Source organism: Pseudomonas sp. WOUb67 (assembly GCF_050058005.1).
GTDB classification, from domain to species: domain Bacteria; phylum Pseudomonadota; class Gammaproteobacteria; order Pseudomonadales; family Pseudomonadaceae; genus Aquipseudomonas; species Aquipseudomonas putida_R.
The window spans coordinates 1,295,707-1,312,965 of the sequence record NZ_CP170112.1 but is presented as its reverse complement, the minus strand read 5'-3'; the positions used below and the strand labels follow the sequence as shown (position 1 = coordinate 1,312,965).

The window sequence follows — 17,259 nt, the reverse complement described above, 5'->3', positions numbered from 1 at the left end:
CAAGGCTTTCCCCACGGATTGGGGGCAACTTGTCCACCGTGCGGAACCCTTTCAGCGATGTGTGGTCGGTGGATATCTTTTCGGTGATGGCGCCAGGCTTTCAAGCATGCCGCCTGTAGCGGTCTGTCCAAGGTTTTTACACAGAGTTATCCACAGGGCTGACTTTGATTTAGGCGGGCTTTCAGGACTGTGAAAAACTTCGGAAAACCATCCACAAGGCGTATGTGATCAAAAAATGATCGCATCGCTACAGGGCTTGGTATCAAAGGGCTGGAGCGAGGTGCCACCATGTTTTCCACAGGCGGTTCCACATTATCCGTGGACAAGATTCAGCCTGTGGAAACAAGGGCTTGCGAGGGGATATTGACAGGTATCGAGAGAGAGGCGTGGCAAGTTGTCCACATTGGAAACGGGGCTGCTGTGCAGCCCATCGCCGGCAAGCCAGCTCCCACAGAGATCGCACACACTTTGAAGGCAGCGCAGTACCTGTGGGAGCTGGCTTGCCGGCGATGGGCCGCAAAGCGGCCCCGGTTGCAACTCAGTGGCCGCCAAGATAGGCGTTGCGCACTTCCTCGTTGACCAGCAGCTCCTGCCCGGTGCCAGTCATGCGGATCTCCCCGTTGACCATCACATAAGCCCGGTCGGACAGCTTCAACGCATGGTTGGCGTTCTGCTCCACCAGGAAGATGGTCATCCCGGTCTTGGCCAGCTCACGCAGGGTCGAGAAGATCTGCTTGACCACGATCGGCGCCAGCCCCAGCGAGGGCTCATCCAGTAACAGCAACTTCGGCCGGCTCATCAGCGCCCGGGCAATTGCCAGCATCTGCTGCTCGCCACCGGACATGGTCATGGCCCGCTGGGTACGCCGTTCCTTCAGCCGCGGGAACAGCTCGTACATGCGCTGCATGTCTTCAGCGGCATGCTTGTCGCCGATGGGGATGGTGCCCATCATCAGGTTTTCCTCGACGGTCATGTCGGGGAACACCCGGCGCCCTTCCGGCGACTGGGCAATGCCGTTGGAAGCAATGTAGTGCGAGGACTTGCGGGTAATGTCGGTGCCGCGATAGACGATATGCCCGGACGCCGCCCGCGGCTGGCCGAAGATCGACATCAGCAGGGTCGACTTGCCGGCACCGTTGGCCCCGATCAGGCTGACCGTCTCGCCCTCGTTGATGTGCATCGAAACCTTTTTCAGCGCCTGGATCGGCCCGTAGAACACGTCCAGGTCCTTCAGTTCGAGAATGGGTGCACTCATACCAGTTCCTCTTCGTCTGCACCCAGGTAGGCGGCGATCACCGTCGGGTTGTGGCGGATTTCCTGCGGCGCGCCTTCGGCAATCACGTTGCCGTGGTCCAGCACCACGATATGGTCGGAAATGCTCATGACCATGCCCATGTCATGCTCGATCAGCACCACAGTGATGTCGTGCTCGTCACGCAGCACGCGGATCATGCGGCTGAGGGCCTCGGTTTCCTGAGGGTTCAGGCCCGCCGCCGGTTCGTCCAGGCAGATGATCTTCGGCCGCGTGCACATGGCCCGGGCAATTTCCAGGCGGCGCTGCTGGCCGTACGACAGCTCGCCGGCCAGGCGGTTGGCGCAGTCGACCAGGTCGACCACTTCCAGCCAGTAGAACGCATGGTCCAGCGCGTCACTTTCGGCCTTGCGGTAGGCCTTGGTGTTGAGCACCCCGGCCAGCAGGTTGCGGTTGACCCACATGTGTTGGGCCACCAGCAGGTTCTCCACCACCGACATTTCCTTGAACAGGCGAATGTTCTGGAAGGTGCGCGCCAAACCTGCGCGGTTGACCAGGTGGGTGCCGCCGAACATCTTGTAGTACAGGCGGTTGGCAAAGCGTGCCGGGGACACGAAGTCCGCTGCCTGGAAGCGCTCGCCAAGCAGCTGGATGACGTTGGTGTGGCTGCCACGCACATTCAGCTCGATGCGCCCGCCACTGGCCTTGTAGAAGCCGGTCAGGCAGTTGAACACCGTGGTCTTGCCGGCGCCGTTGGGGCCGATCAGGGCGAAGATCTGGTTGCGCCGAACCTTCAGGCTGACATCACTGAGCGCCTTGATGCCACCGAACTGCATCATCAGGTTGTCGACAGAGAGAATGATATCGTCGCTCATGGCGCCACTCCTTTACGCGGGGTCACACCGGTACGGCTGATGCGGATCAGCCCACGCGGTCGCCAGATCATCATCAGCACCATCAGCACGCCGAACAGCAGCACCCGGTATTCGGAGAAGCTGCGCAGCAGCTCCGGTGCCACGGTCAGCACGAACGCTGCGATCACCACGCCCACGGTCGAACCCATGCCACCCAGCACGACAATGGCGAGTATCAGCGCCGACTCGAAGAAGGTGAACGACGACGGGTTGACGAAGCCCTGGTAGGTGGCGAAGAACACCCCGGCCAAGCCGGCAGTGGAGGCGCCCAGGGTAAAGGCCGAAAGCTTGACCAGCACGTGATTCAGGCCCATCGAGCGGCAGGCGATCTCGTCTTCGCGCAGCGCTTCCCAGGCGCGGCCTACCGGCATGCGGGTCAGCCGGTGCTTGATGTACAGCACGGCCAGCACCACCAGGAACAGTACCGCGTAGATGAACACGAACTTGAGGTTGGCGTTGTAATCGAAGCCGAAGAACTCGTGGATCGGCACCCCGCCATCCTTGGCCCGGCGGCCGAACTCCAGGCCGAAGAAGGTTGGCGAAGGCGCCGGCATGCCGTTGGGGCCACCGGTGAACGACAGCCAGTTGTTCAGCACCAGGCGGATGATCTCGCCAAAGCCCAGGGTCACGATTGCCAGGTAGTCACCGTGCATGCGTAGCACCGGGAAGCCGAGGATGCACCCCGCCAACGCGGCGGCGATGGCCGCCAGGGGCAACACGCTCCAGAAACCCAGGCCGAGGTACTGGTAACCCAGTGCCAAGCCGTAGGCGCCAATGGCATAGAACGCCACGTAGCCCAGGTCGAGCAGGCCAGCCAGGCCGACCACGATGTTCAGGCCAAGGCCCAGCAACACGTAGATCAGCCCGAGGATGACCACGGTCAGCAGGTACTTGTTGGCGAAGATCGGGAAGACGATGGCAATCACCACCAGCGCCGGGATGATGTAGCGCAAGCGCGACTTGTAGTCCGGCGCGTTCACATGCACGCCCGAGCCACCGCTATCAAAGCCCTGGAGCATGCGCACACCAGCGGCAGTCTGCAGGTACAGGCTGAGCAGGAAGCGCCCCAGCATCACCCCGCCGACCAGCCAGGCCACCCGGCGCGGCTCGGCATTGAAGGTGTAGCCGTCGAGCACCACGCCGACGACCGGGCCAAACACAATGAGTGCCAGCAGGCCGGCGACGAGGGTCTCCAGCAGGCTGCGTTTAAGGTCGAAACCCTTGGTTTCGGAAGCAGAGGCAGTTTTGGCAACGGACATGTTCACACCTTAGCCACGAGCGGGCGACCCAGCAGGCCTTGTGGGCGGAAGATAAGGATCATCACCAGCAGCGAGAAGCTGAACACGTCCTTGTAGTCGGAGTTGATCAGGCCAGAGAACAGCGACTCGGAAATACCCAGGATGATGCCGCCGAGCATGGCGCCAGGCAGCGAGCCGATACCGCCGAGCACCGCGGCGGTGAACGCCTTGATGCCGATGATGAAGCCGGCATAGAAGTCGAAGGTGCCGTAGTTCATGGTAATCAGCACACCGGCCAGGGCGGCCATTACTGCACCGATGACGAACACGTACGAAATCACCCGGTCGGTGTTGATGCCCAGGATCGAGGCCATCTTGCGGTCTTGCTGGGTGGCACGGCACATGCGGCCGAGCTTGGTGTACTTGATCACGTAGGTGAGCAGGCCCATGCCCACGAAAGCGGCAATCAGGATGAAGATCTTGGTGTAGGTCAGTTGCACGAAGCCGGTACCGACTTCGACACGCAAGGCACCTTCAAGCAGGGTTGGCACGCCTTGCTGGCGGGCGCCCTGGCTGATCTGTGCGTAGTTCTGCAGGATCAGCGAGATGCCGATGGCACTGATCAGCGGTGCCAGGCGGGTGGAGTTGCGCAGGGGTTTGTAGGCGATGCGTTCGATGGTGAAGCCATAGACGCCCGTGACGACGACGGTGAACAACAGCGTACCCAACATCAGTAGCGGGAACGACTCGACGCCGAAATAGGCCAGCAATGCCAGGCTGATTGCCGCGAGGTACGCGGAAATCATGTACACCTCGCCGTGCGCGAAGTTGATCATGCCGATGATGCCATAGACCATTGTGTAGCCGATGGCGATCAGGCCGTAGACCGACCCGAGGGTCAGGCCGTTGACCAGTTGCTGCAGGAAAATACCATCCATAACGCAATCTCACCTGATTGAGATTGCACGAGCGCCGACCACGGCGCGGGCCACCGGTGCGGGGCCCTCGCAGCGCAGAACTGTGCAGATCTACGAATAAAGACAGGTACAGCGGGGCTTGGGCCCGGGCATCAGCCCGGGCCGTGGGCCGTTATTATTTTTGTTTTTCCAGCTGGTGGTATTTACCGTCTTTGTCCCACTGGTAGACCACGTAGTCGGACACGGTCAGGTCACCCTTGCTGTCCCACTTCTTCTCGCCCATGACGGTCTTGACCGGGTTGGCCTTGAGCCACTTGGCCGCGTCTTCGCCCTTGTTCGACTTGGCGCCATTGAACGCAGCAGCCAGGGCTTCCAGCGAGGCGTAGGCGTAAAGGGTGTAGCCTTCAGGTTCGGTACCGGCCTTGCGGAACTCCTCTACCACCGCCTTGCTGTCGGGCAGCAGGCGTGGGTCGGCGCCGAAGGTCATGTACACGCCATCGACGTATTGCGCGCCGCCGGCAGTGGAGACCAGTTCGTCGGTGACGATGCCGTCATCGGACATGAACTTGACGTCCTTCAGGCCCTGCTCGCGCAATTGGCGTACCAGCGGGCCGGCCTCTGGGTGCAGGCCACCGAAGTAGACCACGTCGGCACCGGTGGAGCGGATCTTGGTGACCACGGCGCTGAAGTCTTTCTCGCCACGGGTCAGGCCTTCATACAGCACAGGCTTCACGCCGCGTTTTTCCAGCTGCGCCTTGGTCGCGTCGGCCAGGCCCTGGCCGTAAGTGTCCTTGTCGTGGAGCACTGCGACTTTCTTGCCCTTGAGCACGTCGACGATGTAGTCGCCAGCGACGATACCCTGCTGGTCGTCACGGCCACACATGCGGAACATGGCGCTGAGGCCGCGCTCGGTCACTTGTGGGTTGGTCGAGCCCGGGGTAATGGCGATGATGCCCGCTTCGTCATACACCTCAGAGGCTGGAATGGTGTTGGAAGAACAGAAGTGCCCCACTACGCCGATCACCTTGTCCTGATCGGCCAGGCGGTTGGCCACAGCCACGGCCTGCTTCGGTTCGCAGGCGTCATCGCCTTTGACCAGGACGATTTTCTCGCCGTTGACGCCACCGGCGGCGTTGATCTTGTCGGCCGCTGCCTGCGCACCTTTCATGTACTGCTCGCCAAACGCTGCGTTAGCCCCGGTCATTGGGCCCGCTACACCGATCTTGACGTCGGCCTGAACATACGAAGAAACACCTAGGGCCGTAGCTACAGCCAGAGCCAGGAAACCTTTCTTGTAAAACGTCTGCGACATGAGGTGGTGCTCCTAGAGTTTTTTTTGGTTGGCACTACAACTTCTCAACCCTGTGCTCAGAGCAAGGGCCGTGCCATAGGTTTTGTCTTCCGGGAAAACACACTGCGCAGGTGCACCGCAGGCGACCGACGGCCTTTTCTTTATTGAGCGTGCAACCGTCTGCCGCGCGGCAGGCGCCACCACACGTACAGACAAGGAGCAACCGCCATGTGCCATCATTGCAACCCTGGCAAGTGTTTACGTGCAACCGCCCTGTAACAGCGGACGTCACCGAAGTGCACACCGCTGGTGCGCGACTGCTACAGGCGGCACCGTTTGAAGGCTAGCCGGTGCACGGAAAAACACCTCTGTTTTGGCTGTTCCGGCCTCTTCGCGGGCTCGCCCGCTCCCACAAGTATGGCATTGGCCTTGGACTCAGCGAAGTGCCTGTGGGAGCGGGCAAGCCCGCGAAGAGGCCAGAACAGCCACACACGATGCAAAGGCTGGCACAATGTCGGCCATTCGCCGCTTCCGGAGCCCCATTGATGAGCGAGAGCGCATTCGCCGAGCGCATCGTGCACAACCTGCTCGACACCGACTTCTACAAACTCACGATGATGCAGGGCGTGCTGCACAACTACCCGGACGCCGACGTCGAATGGGAATTCCGCTGCCGCAACGGCGAGGACCTGCGCCCCTACCTGGGCGAGATCCGCCACCAGCTCGAACTGCTCAGCGACCTTACCCTGGATGATGGCCAGCTGGCTTTCCTCGAACGCATCAGCTTCCTCAAGCCCGACTTCCTGCGCTTTCTGCGCCTGTTCCGCTTCAACCTGCGCTATGTGCGTATCGGCATTGAAAACGACCAGCTGTTCCTGCGCCTGAAAGGCCCGTGGCTGCATGTGATCCTGTTCGAAGTGCCACTGCTGGCGATCATCAGCGAAGTGCGCAACCGCCAGTTGCACCCGCACATGCGCCTGGCCGAAGCCCGCGACCAGCTGTACCGCAAGTTCGACTGGCTGCGAGCGCATGCAAGCGACGACGAACTGGCCAACCTGCAGGTAGCCGACTTCGGCACCCGCCGGCGCTTTTCCAGCCGTGTGCAGGAAGACGTGGTACGGGTGCTGCGCGACGACTTCCCGGCCCGCTTCGTCGGTACCAGCAACGTCGACCTGGCATGGAAACTGGATATCAAGCCGCTGGGCACCATGGCCCACGAGTGGATCATGGCCCACCAGCAGCTCGGCCCGCGCCTGATCGACAGCCAGATCGCCGCGCTGGACTGCTGGGTGCGCGAGTACCGCGGCCTGCTCGGTATCGCCCTGACCGACTGCATCACCATGGATGCCTTCCTCGGCGATTTCGATTTGTACTTCGCCAAGCTGTTCGACGGCCTGCGCCACGATTCGGGCGAGCCGGTGGCCTGGGCGGAGAAGGCCATTGCCCATTATCAGAAACTGGGTATCGACCCGATGACCAAGACCCTGGTGTTTTCCGACGGCCTCAACCTGACCCGCTCACTGGAGATCTTCCGAGCCCTGCGCGGTCGCATCAACGTCAGCTTTGGCATCGGCACCAACCTGACGTGTGACATACCGGGTGTGGCCCCAATGAACATCGTGCTTAAAATGACCGACTGCAACGGCGCGCCAGTGGCCAAGATCTCGGACGAAGCCGCCAAGACCCAGTGCCGTGACGAGAACTTCGTCGCCTACATGCGCCACGTATTCAAAGTCCCCAGCAAGGAGTAACCCATGCAAGCGGTTCAGCAAGAGATTGCCCAGGCGCTGAAGGTACAGCCGCCGTTCGCCGACGCTACCGCGCTCGAGGCCGAAGTCGCCCGGCGCGTGGCATTCATCAAGGATTGCCTGGCCAACGCCCGGCTCAAGACCCTGGTGCTGGGCATCAGCGGCGGTGTCGACTCGCTGACTGCCGCCTTGCTCGCCCAGCGCGCCGTGAATGAACTGCGCGCCGACACCGGCGACAAGGCCTACACCTTCATCGCCGTGCGCCTGCCCTACCAGGTGCAGCATGACGAGCATGACGCCCAGGCCTGCCTGGACGTGATCAAGGCCGATGAAGTGCACACGGTGGACATCGCCCCGGCAGTCCGGGCATTGGCGACTGAAGTGGTGGAGTTGAAGAACGGCTCGCCGACGCTGGTGGACTTCGTGGTGGGCAACGTCAAGGCGCGCACGCGCATGGTTGCCCAGTACACCATTGCCGGTGCCCGCGCAGGCCTGGTTATCGGCACCGACCACGCCGCCGAGGCGGTGATGGGCTTCTTTACCAAGTTTGGTGATGGTGCCTGCGACCTGGCGCCGCTGAGCGGGCTGGTGAAGAACCAGGTACGGGCCATTGCACGCAGCTTTGGCGCACCGGAGGCACTGGTGGAGAAGGTGCCGACGGCCGACCTTGAAGACCTGGAACCGGGCAAGCCGGACGAAGCGTCCCATGGCGTGACCTACCAGCAGATCGACGCCTTCCTGCATGGGTTGCCGGTTGACCAGGCAGCGTTCGACATCATCGTCGCCACCTACCGCAAGACCCAGCACAAGCGCGAACTGCCGTTCGCCCCTTGATCAGGCTGTAGTAAGACCTGTGGGAGCGGGTTCACCCGCGAATGCGTCGGTGAAGTCACCATTGCATTCGCGGGTGAACCCGCTCCCACAGTGTTCGGCGTCAGCCTTCGATTACTTGACTACCACCTTGCCTTTCATCATCGAGATGTGGCCCGGGAAGGTGCAGAAGAAGCTGTAGTCACCACCGGCTTCCAGCTTGGAAGTGTCGAACTTCACTTCGGTTTCTTTTTCCGGCGCGCCGATCATCGCGGTGTGGGCGATGATGTTGGCGTTATCTTCTTTCAGATAACCCTTTTCGATGCCCTGGCTCATGCCTTCAGTGGCAATGCCCTGCATGTCGGCTGTCTTGCTGATCACCAGGTTGTGACCCATGACGTTCTTCGGCAGGTTGCCGGAGTGGGTCAGTTTGACGGTGAATTCCTTGCAGCTCTTGTCGACGGTGAATTCCTTGGTGGTGTAGGACATCTGGTCCGTCGATTCGACAGTCACCGAGCATTCGGCTGCAAAGACAGAGGCGCTGGCGAGGGTCAGCAGGGATACCGCTACAGCTTTCGCAAACATCATGAATCTCCTTGGCAGGGTTTTATCAATTGCGAGACTGCCTGAAACCGCTCGGCCCCTTTCTGATATGAGTCAAGGGGGGCGTCAAGAGGCCAGCCAGTAGAATTGTTCAATGGATTGTATACAACCAATCTAAGAGCACATCATGCCCTTTTAATAGACGATGGGACAACCTCTCATTTAGGAGCAATACCAAATGCCCATCTCTGCATTCATCAACAGCCTGCTCGCCGCCTACGCCCACGGAGCCACGGGCGCCATCTGCGACTTCTCCCGCCCGGAATGAACGCGGCCTTGGAAGCGACGGGCATGCGCCGTAACCTGTCCACCTGAGTGACAGGAGATGAGCAATGCCCGTACGTTCCGTTTGTGTGTTCTGCGGCGCCAGCATCGGCGCCAACCCTGCCTACCGTGAAGCAGCCATCGCACTTGGCCAGGCCATTGCGCGTCGCGGCCTGACCCTGGTCTATGGCGGCGGTGCGGTGGGCCTGATGGGCACCGTTGCCGACGCGGCCATGGCGGCCGGTGGCGAAGTGATCGGGATCATCCCCGAAAGCCTGATGAACGCCGAAATCGGCCACAAAGGCCTCAGCCGCCTGGAGGTGGTCGACGGCATGCATGCACGCAAGGCACGCATGGCCGAGCTGAGCGATGCCTTCATCGCCCTGCCGGGTGGGCTGGGTACGCTGGAAGAATTGTTCGAAGTGTGGACCTGGGGGCAACTGGGCTATCACGCCAAGCCGCTGGGGCTGCTGGATGTGAACGGCTTCTACGAGAAGCTGGGCGGGTTCCTCGACCATATCGTCGAAGAAGGCTTTGTGCGGCCGCAACACCGGGCGATGTTGCTGCTGGGGCAGCAGCCGGACGCGCTGCTGGACGGCATGGACAACTTCGTTGCGCCGGTGGCGCCGAAGTGGGTCGACAAGAAGCCTGATTGACCTTGAGATCCAGGGCTGCTTTGCAGCCCAATCGCCGGCAAGCCAGCTCCCACAAAGATTGCACAAAGCCCAAAGCTTGCACTGTACCTGTGGGAGCTGGCTTGCCGGCGATTGGGCCGCAAAGCGGCCCCAAATTCAGCGCGGGATGACCGGCTGACGCGGCTTCTTACCCTTGCCACCACCGCCTTTAGCCGCTTCCTTACGCTCCTTGGCCGCCTGCTGGTTCCGCGCAAACGCGTCGGCCTTGGCCTTCTCACGCTTGTCCCACGGCTTGCTGCCATCGCTGCCACGCGGTGGCAGGCCGGTGTGCTGGGTCAGGATCTTCTGCTCCTTGCCCACCTTGTGGCTGCCCGCCGGCGTCGAGTTCTTGCGGCGCGCGCTCTGGTACGTATCCGATTGCGGCTGGTGCAGCGGGATCAGCTGGTGCTTGCCCGGCCCGATCAGGTCGGCACGCCCCATACGCTCCAACGCTTCACGCAGCATCGGCCAGCCCTTCGGGTCGTGGTAGCGCAAGAACGCCTTGTGCAGGCGGCGTTGCTCGTCGCTCTTGACGATCTCCACCCCTTCACTCTTGTAAGTCACCTTGCGCAGCGGGTTCTTGCCCGAGTGGTACATGGCCGTGGCCGAGGCCATCGGCGACGGGTAGAACGCCTGCACCTGGTCGGCGCGGAAGCCGTTGCCCTTCAGCCACAGGGCCAGGTTCATCATGTCTTCGTCGGTGGTGCCCGGGTGCGCGGCGATGAAGTACGGGATCAGGTACTGTTCCTTGCCCGCCTCTTTCGAGTACTTCTCGAACATACGCTTGAAGCGGTCGTAGGAGCCGATACCCGGCTTCATCATCTTGTCCAGCGGGCCACGCTCGGTGTGCTCCGGGGCAATCTTCAGGTAGCCGCCCACGTGGTGGGTAACCAATTCCTTGACGTACTCCGGCGACTCCACGGCCAGGTCGTAACGCAGGCCAGAGGCAATCAGGATTTTCTTCACACCTGGCAGGGCACGGGCCTTGCGGTACAGCTCGATCAGCGAACTGTGGTCGGTGTTGAGGTTTTCGCAGATGCCCGGGAACACGCACGACGGCTTGCGGCAGTGCTTCTCGATTTCATGGCTCTTGCAGGCGATGCGGTACATGTTGGCGGTCGGCCCACCAAGGTCGGAGACCACGCCGGTGAAGCCCGGTACCTTGTCGCGCATCTCTTCGATCTCGTGCAGGATCGACTCGTGCGAGCGGTTCTGGATGATGCGGCCTTCGTGCTCGGTGATCGAGCAGAAGGTGCAACCACCGAAGCAGCCACGCATGATGTTCACCGAGAAACGGATCATCTCGTAGGCCGGGATGCGCTCCTTGCCATAGGCCGGGTGCGGCACACGGGCGTAGGGCATGCCGAACACGTAGTCCATTTCTTCGGTGGTCATGGGGATGGGTGGCGGGTTGAACCACACATCCACTTCGCCGTGCTTCTGCACCAGGGCGCGGGCGTTACCCGGGTTGGTCTCCAGGTGCAGCACGCGGTTGGCGTGGGCATAGAGCACCGGGTCGTTACGCACTTTTTCAAACGACGGCAGGCGGATTACCGACTTTTCCCGGGTCACGCTCGGGCTGTCGAGGATCTGCACGACCTTGGCTTCGTTCGGGTCTTCCTGTTCACCCTTGGCCTGCTCGATGGCGCAGGCCTGGGTGTCCTGGGTGTTCACGTACGGGTTGATGATCTTCTCGACACGGCCCGGACGGTCGATACGCGTGGAGTCGATCTCGTACCAGCCTTGCGGGGTATCGCGGCGCACGAAGGCGGTGCCACGGATGTCCGTGATGGTTTCGATCGTCTCGCCATTGGCCAGGCGCTGGGCCACCTCGACCACCGCGCGCTCGGCGTTGCCGAACAACAGGATGTCGGCGCTGGCGTCGATCAGGATCGAGTGACGCACCTTGTCCTGCCAGTAGTCGTAGTGGGCGATACGGCGCAGCGAAGCCTCGATGCCGCCGAGTACGATCGGCACGTGCTTGTAGGCTTCCTTGCAACGCTGGCTGTACACCAGGCTGGCGCGGTCCGGACGGCTGCCGGCCAGGCCACCAGGGGTGTAGGCGTCGTCGGAACGGATCTTCTTGTCCGCGGTGTAGCGGTTGATCATCGAGTCCATGTTGCCCGCGGCCACGCCGAAGAACAGGTTCGGCTCGCCGAGCTTCATGAAGTCGTCTTTCGACTGCCAGTTCGGCTGGGCAATGATGCCCACACGGAAGCCCTGGGCTTCCAGCAGGCGGCCGATGATGGCCATGCCGAACGACGGGTGGTCGACGTAGGCATCACCGGTCACGATGATGATGTCGCAGGAATCCCAGCCGAGCAGATCCATCTCCTGCCTGCTCATTGGCAGGAAAGGTGCTGGCCCGAAGCATTCGGCCCAGTACTTGGGATAGTCGTAGAGTGGTTTGGCTGCTTGCATGTCAGTGACCGGTTCTGGTGTGCAGGGAAATCGCGGGCGCGGAATATAGCACAAATTTTGACCAAATCCGACTGTCTTCGTGGGGATTGGTGGGTTGGGCGACCATTGGGTGTGGGCTGCCAGGTGCCTGGCTTGGGGTTGGCGGTGAGGTCGCCAAGTGTTCGGCGCAGCAGTTTCAGCGCCTGTGAGATCGAGCGCCGCCCGCGCGGCGCATCGCGACGCAAGGCCGCTCCCACATTTGTTTCGGGCCAGTCTCTCCTGTGCCTTTGGCGCGCGTACCCTGGATGCATGGCTGGAGATCGATAAAGAGCGACTGCGTCCCCTTCAATTCCGCATGGAACAAACAAGGCGGACAGCGGTGGTTCACAGGATGGACTGGCCCGAAACAAATGTGGGAGCGGCCTTGCGTCGCGATGCGCCGCGCGGGCGGCGCTCGATCTCATAGGCGCAGAAAATGTTGTGGCGAACACCTGTCAGCCCTCATGTGATCCGAAGGCGACCACTCACTGCCTCATGCCCAACTCAGCATCATCCATCAGTGCCTTGGCCATCGCACTCAGGTAATGGGCAGCCCATATCATCATCGGCTTCTCATCCATCAGCCCGGTGATGGTCAGCTCGCGCACATAGCCCATCAATTCCGACGATTGCTCGCGAGCGTCCCTGCTGGGAATGCCTGGCTCGATACGGAACAGTGGATGGGTGCCGTTTTCGCCTTGGTAGAAAGTGGTCTTGCCGACGGTGAACTGGGTGTCTTCTGCTGTCATTGTTCGATCCCCTGAAAATTCTCTAGTGACTGGGCGGGCCCTTTCGCGGGTAAACCCGCTCCCACAGGTACTGTGCAAAACTTGAAAGCTGTGGTGATCCTGTGGGAGCGGGTTCACCCGCGAAAGGGCTCGGCCAGGCGCACTATCAATCGAGCCTTACAGTGGGCATCTGCCTCTGAATAGAGCCGTCTTCAAGGAAAGGGGAACGAGGGGTGAACCGGGAATAATCTTGAGCATGGCGTAATCTCGTCTGATTCCGAAAGGACAGCCAAGACATCACTTGCATTTGATGGGTGGCGGCTACGTACGGGTCTGCAAGACCGGACAGACGAGAACCGGCAGATCCGAAGAAGATCGCTCAGGACGCCGGCCTAGCGGGTGCTCGCACATAACCTACATTGCATTCACAGGCCCTGTAGGAGCGGCCTTGTGTCGCGATGGGCTGCAAAGCAGCCCCTGGATTTCAGCACAGGTGCAAAATTGCCGGGGCTGCTACGCAGCCCATCGCGACGCAAGGCCGCTCCTACAAGGGCCCCCGCTAGCTCAATGAGTTACTCGTCGTCGTCGAAGTTGTACATGCCCGGCGCAAGGTTCTCGAAGCGGGTGTACTTGCCGATGAATGCCAGGCGGACGAAGCCGATGGGGCCGTTACGCTGTTTACCGATGATGATTTCGGCAATGCCCTTGTGCTCGGTTTCCGGGTGATACACCTCGTCACGGTAGACGAACATGATCACGTCGGCGTCCTGCTCGATTGCACCGGACTCACGCAAGTCGGAGTTGATCGGGCGTTTGTTTGGCCGTTGTTCAAGGGAGCGGTTCAGCTGTGACAGTGCTACGACCGGGCAGTTGAACTCTTTGGCAAGGGCCTTGAGGGAGCGAGAAATCTCGGAAATTTCGTTGGTCCGGTTATCACCACCGGAGCCCGGAATCTGCATCAACTGCAGGTAGTCGACCATGATCAGGCCGATATCGCCGTGCTCACGCGCCAGGCGGCGCGTCCGCGAACGCATCTCCGAGGGGCTGATGCCCGCGGTATCGTCGATGAACAGCTTGCGGTCGTTGAGCAGGTTGACTGCCGAGGTCAGGCGCGGCCAGTCGTCGTCGTCCAGCTGGCCGGAACGCACCTTGGTCTGGTCGATCCGGCCCAGGGACGACAGCATACGCATGATCAGCGATTCACCTGGCATCTCGAGGGAGAACACCAGCACAGCCTTGTCGCTGCGCAGCACGGCATTCTCGACCAGGTTCATGGCAAACGTGGTCTTACCCATCGAAGGTCGGCCGGCGACAATGATCAAGTCCGCCGGCTGCAGGCCGCTGGTCTTCTCGTCCAGGTCGGTGTAGCCGGTGGAAACACCGGTAATTTCGCTGTCGGAGTTGAACAGCGTATCGATGCGGTCGATGGCCTTGGTCAACAGCTCGTTGACGCCTACCGGGCCGCCGGTCTTGGGCCGCGCCTCGGCAATCTGGAAAATCTGCCGCTCGGCGTCGTCGAGGATTTCCTCGGCGTTGCGACCTTGGGGGTTGAAGGCATTGTCGGCAATATCGGTGCTGATGCTGATCAGCTGGCGCAGCGTGGCCCGCTCGCGAATGATCGCGGCGTAGGCCTTGATGTTGGCCACCGATGGCGTGTTCTTGGCCAGCTCCGCCAAGTAGGCCAGGCCGCCGACCTGCGTCGAAACGCCTTCCTTGTCCAACTGCTCGTGCAACGTGACCACGTCGAACGGGTGGTTGAGGTCCACCAGCTTATGGATGGCACGGTAGATCAGGCGATGGTCATGCCGATAGAAATCGCCATCCGATACCTGGTCCAGCACCCGCTCCCAGGCGTTGTTGTCCAGCATCAGGCCACCGAGCACGGCCTGTTCGGCCTCGATGGAATGCGGCGGCACCTTCAGGGCTGCGGTTTGCAGGTCAAGCTGTTCGGAGGTGGTGATCTCGTTCATGGCCACGAAGAAATTCTGGAGGATGAAAAAGACAAAGGGCACGGCCTGTACAAAACAGGACCGTGCCCGATGTTAACCGCCTGACCCTCAAGGAGCCAGCCAGTTAGCGCAGCTTAGGCAGCTACGACGACCACACGTACGGTGGCTTCAACGTCGCTGTGCAGGTGCACGGCTACGTCGTATTCGCCAACCTGACGGATGGTGCCGTTCGGCAGACGAACTTCAGCTTTGGCCACTTCAACGCCGGAGGCGGTCAGGGCGTCAGCGATGTCGTGGGTGCCGATCGAACCGAACAGCTTGCCTTCGTCGCCAGCGGTGGCAGTGATGGTCACTTCCAGCTCGGCCAGTTGGGCAGCACGGCTTTCAGCCGAAGTTTTCTTGTCAGCAGCTGCTTTTTCCAGCTCGGCGCGACGTTCTTCGAACGCAGCCAGGTTGGCGGCGTTGGCAACGGTGGCCTTGCCGAATGGCAGCAGGAAGTTACGGCCGTAACCAGCCTTAACTTTTACTTTGTCGCCCAGGTTGCCCAGGTTAGCGACTTTTTCCAGCAGGATCAGTTCCATTTGGTAAAACCTCTTAACTTTTAACCTTCACCGTTCGCGGAGTCATTCCCCTTGGGGGACTTGCGACCGCGAAAATCAATCAGGCTGTCGACAATGGCCAAAACCACCAGAAACGGATAAATCAGCTGCATGATCAGCGGGAGCGTCACGTACATGCCCACCAGCCAGAAACCGGCCAGTCGGCCCTGTGCCACCAGCCCGTGCATCAAAGCGATGCCGGCCAGTACCAGTACCAGGCTTGACGCCGATGCCAGGACGATGAACTGCGGTCCGATGAACGGAGCCACCACCATCACTGCCACCAAGACCGCCATGGTCTGTTTTGGCAGCTTCAGGGCGCGAAACTCGCGACCGAAGCCTCCAGGGTTGTACAACGCTGCCTGCCAGTAGCGCGCCAGCACCAGGGCCAGCACACTGAACAATTGCACCGTCACTGCTGTGGAAGCGACCAGCACAGGGCGGATCAGCTCACCGGAGAGCACGGGTTGCCCCTCGATTTTCGGCATGGCTTCGGCAAACGCCTTGGCCAGCACATCGAAGGTTTGCGCCAGCGCCAGATCGAGCACGAGGCTGAAAGCCACGGCGAACACGGCACTGACCACCAACACCCGGCTCCAGGGATGCTCGGCTCGCAACAGGGCGGCCAGGCTCAGGGCTCCTGCAATCACCAGAAAGGTGATGGGATCGCCCATGACCCACACGGCCAACCCGGCCAGCAGGCCGCCGGCGATGACCGTTGTAGCATCCTTGAAACCACGCCGCAGCAGCACAAAGCTGCATGCAGCGGCACTCAACCAGAACAGCAGCGGCAGTACCGCGCTGATGACCACCACGAGGGTGGCCTGCACACGACCGCGCATGATGAAACTTGCTAACGCTCGCATGCTAATCCCTTACTGCTTGTCGACGACCCGGTCTCAGCGGCCGTGGCTGTCGGTGTAGGGCAGCAGGGCCAGGAAGCGGGCGCGCTTGATAGCGGTAGCCAGCTGACGCTGATAACGAGCTTTGGTACCGGTGATGCGGCTTGGAACGATCTTGCCGGTTTCGGATACGTAAGCTTTCAGGGTGTTGAGATCTTTGAAGTCGATCTCTTTCACGTCTTCAGCAGTGAAGCGGCAGAATTTACGACGACGGAAGAAACGTGCCATTTAATAGGCTCCTCTAAAGGTCCGTGGATTACTCGTCAGCGTTATCGCTGGAGTCGCTGTCATTGCTGTCGTCGCCTTCGGCGGAGTCAGCATGCTCAGGACGCTCACGACGCTCACGGCGCTCGCTGCGGTTTTCTTCAGCCTTCAGCATCTCGGACTGGCCGGTAACGGCTTCGTCGCGACGGATGACCAGGTTACGGATAACGGCATCGTTGTAGCGGAAGTTGTCTTCCAGCTCGGCCAGGGCCTTGCCGGTGCACTCAACGTTCAGCATCACGTAGTGAGCCTTGTGAACATTGTTGATTGCGTAGGCCAGTTGACGACGGCCCCAGTCTTCCAGGCGGTGGATTTTGCCACCGTCTTCTTCGATCAGCTTGGTGTAACGCTCAACCATGCCGCCGACTTGCTCGCTCTGGTCCGGGTGAACCAGGAAGATGATTTCGTAATGACGCATGAATGCTCCTTACGGGTTAGTAGTCTGCCAGCGAATCTGGTCAGACAAGGAGTGAATGACACTGTATGTCTTGCACGGAGGGGAGGCACATGAGCGCCTGCCAGCTCGGCAAGGGGCGCAATTGTAGAGAAGGCGTGGCGCACAAGCAAGGCAATTGGCGAATATTTGAACAGCCTGAAACATATTCACAGGCTACCGGCCCTTTCGCGGGTAAACCCGCTCCCACAGGGACCCCACCGCCTTGAAAGC

16 protein-coding genes are annotated in these 17,259 nt (G+C 60.9%); 3 read left to right on the top strand and 13 right to left on the bottom strand.

The genetic code is table 11. The annotated features are described in order from the left end of the window. Positions 1-538: 538 nt before the first annotated feature. The 5 genes from ABOC32_RS05815 to ABOC32_RS05795 form a co-directional block, all read right to left on the bottom strand. Entirely contained in the window at positions 539-1,255 is a 717-nt protein-coding gene (locus ABOC32_RS05815; protein ID WP_043198088.1) for an ABC transporter ATP-binding protein, read from the bottom strand. Beyond that, on the bottom strand, positions 1,252-2,127 hold the full coding sequence (locus ABOC32_RS05810; protein WP_016489420.1) for an ATP-binding cassette domain-containing protein: 876 nt from the start codon (positions 2,125-2,127) through the stop codon (positions 1,252-1,254). The genes ABOC32_RS05815 and ABOC32_RS05810 overlap by 4 nt, the downstream gene beginning before the upstream one ends. After that, a complete protein-coding gene (gene livM, locus ABOC32_RS05805) occupies positions 2,124-3,425 on the bottom strand; it encodes a high-affinity branched-chain amino acid ABC transporter permease LivM (RefSeq protein ID WP_233689492.1) in 1,302 nt (433 codons plus the stop codon). The genes ABOC32_RS05810 and livM overlap by 4 nt, the downstream gene beginning before the upstream one ends. Before the next feature lie 2 nt (positions 3,426-3,427). Continuing rightward, positions 3,428-4,342: an ABC transporter permease subunit gene (locus ABOC32_RS05800; RefSeq protein WP_016489422.1), complete on the bottom strand. Its 915-nt coding sequence runs from the start codon at positions 4,340-4,342 to the stop codon at positions 3,428-3,430. Positions 4,343-4,496: 154 nt separating this feature from the next. Then, entirely contained in the window at positions 4,497-5,633 is a 1,137-nt protein-coding gene (locus tag ABOC32_RS05795; protein WP_025752459.1) for a branched-chain amino acid ABC transporter substrate-binding protein, read from the bottom strand. A gap of 524 nt (positions 5,634-6,157) precedes the next feature. Here ABOC32_RS05795 and pncB point away from each other — a divergent pair. Both pncB and nadE read left to right on the top strand, forming a co-directional pair. Next, on the top strand, positions 6,158-7,363 hold the full coding sequence (gene pncB / locus ABOC32_RS05790) for a nicotinate phosphoribosyltransferase (RefSeq protein ID WP_086977232.1): 1,206 nt from the start codon (positions 6,158-6,160) through the stop codon (positions 7,361-7,363). 3 nt (positions 7,364-7,366) lie between these two features. Continuing rightward, entirely contained in the window at positions 7,367-8,194 is an 828-nt protein-coding gene (nadE, locus tag ABOC32_RS05785; RefSeq protein WP_426810383.1) for an ammonia-dependent NAD(+) synthetase, read from the top strand. A 111-nt stretch (positions 8,195-8,305) separates the two neighbouring features. On the opposite strand, the gene azu is transcribed toward nadE, so the two are convergent. Next, the gene (azu, locus tag ABOC32_RS05780; RefSeq protein WP_043198099.1) at positions 8,306-8,755 is read right to left on the bottom strand and encodes an azurin; all 450 of its coding nucleotides are present in this window, start codon (positions 8,753-8,755) and stop codon (positions 8,306-8,308) included. A 350-nt stretch (positions 8,756-9,105) separates the two neighbouring features. Between azu and ABOC32_RS05775 the strand changes: the two genes are divergently transcribed. Then, entirely contained in the window at positions 9,106-9,693 is a 588-nt protein-coding gene (locus ABOC32_RS05775; RefSeq protein WP_426810382.1) for a TIGR00730 family Rossman fold protein, read from the top strand. Between the two features lie 135 nt (positions 9,694-9,828). On the opposite strand, the gene ABOC32_RS05770 is transcribed toward ABOC32_RS05775, so the two are convergent. The 7 genes from ABOC32_RS05770 to rpsF all read right to left on the bottom strand — a co-directional run bounded on the left by ABOC32_RS05770 (position 9,829) and on the right by rpsF (position 17,010). Then, positions 9,829-12,132: a YgiQ family radical SAM protein gene (locus ABOC32_RS05770; protein ID WP_426810381.1), complete on the bottom strand. Its 2,304-nt coding sequence runs from the start codon at positions 12,130-12,132 to the stop codon at positions 9,829-9,831. Positions 12,133-12,635: 503 nt separating this feature from the next. Continuing rightward, complete coding sequence (locus ABOC32_RS05765) at positions 12,636-12,899, bottom strand: DUF3077 domain-containing protein (RefSeq protein WP_426810380.1); 264 nt, start codon at positions 12,897-12,899, stop codon at positions 12,636-12,638. 551 nt (positions 12,900-13,450) lie between these two features. Next, positions 13,451-14,848 carry a replicative DNA helicase gene (gene dnaB, locus ABOC32_RS05760; protein ID WP_426811571.1) on the bottom strand — a complete coding sequence of 466 codons (1,398 nt, stop codon included), beginning with the start codon at positions 14,846-14,848 and terminating at the stop codon, positions 13,451-13,453. A 113-nt stretch (positions 14,849-14,961) separates the two neighbouring features. Continuing rightward, positions 14,962-15,408 (bottom strand): 50S ribosomal protein L9, encoded by a 447-nt coding sequence (gene rplI / locus ABOC32_RS05755; RefSeq protein ID WP_075804740.1) that lies wholly within the window; start codon positions 15,406-15,408, stop codon positions 14,962-14,964. Between the two features lie 20 nt (positions 15,409-15,428). Continuing rightward, positions 15,429-16,292 (bottom strand): hypothetical protein, encoded by an 864-nt coding sequence (locus ABOC32_RS05750; RefSeq protein WP_426810379.1) that lies wholly within the window; start codon positions 16,290-16,292, stop codon positions 15,429-15,431. Positions 16,293-16,325: 33 nt separating this feature from the next. Continuing rightward, the gene (rpsR, locus tag ABOC32_RS05745; RefSeq protein WP_003249563.1) at positions 16,326-16,556 is read right to left on the bottom strand and encodes a 30S ribosomal protein S18; all 231 of its coding nucleotides are present in this window, start codon (positions 16,554-16,556) and stop codon (positions 16,326-16,328) included. A gap of 28 nt (positions 16,557-16,584) precedes the next feature. Then, the gene (rpsF, locus tag ABOC32_RS05740) at positions 16,585-17,010 is read right to left on the bottom strand and encodes a 30S ribosomal protein S6 (RefSeq protein WP_003249557.1); all 426 of its coding nucleotides are present in this window, start codon (positions 17,008-17,010) and stop codon (positions 16,585-16,587) included. Between the last annotated feature and the right edge of the window lie 249 nt (positions 17,011-17,259).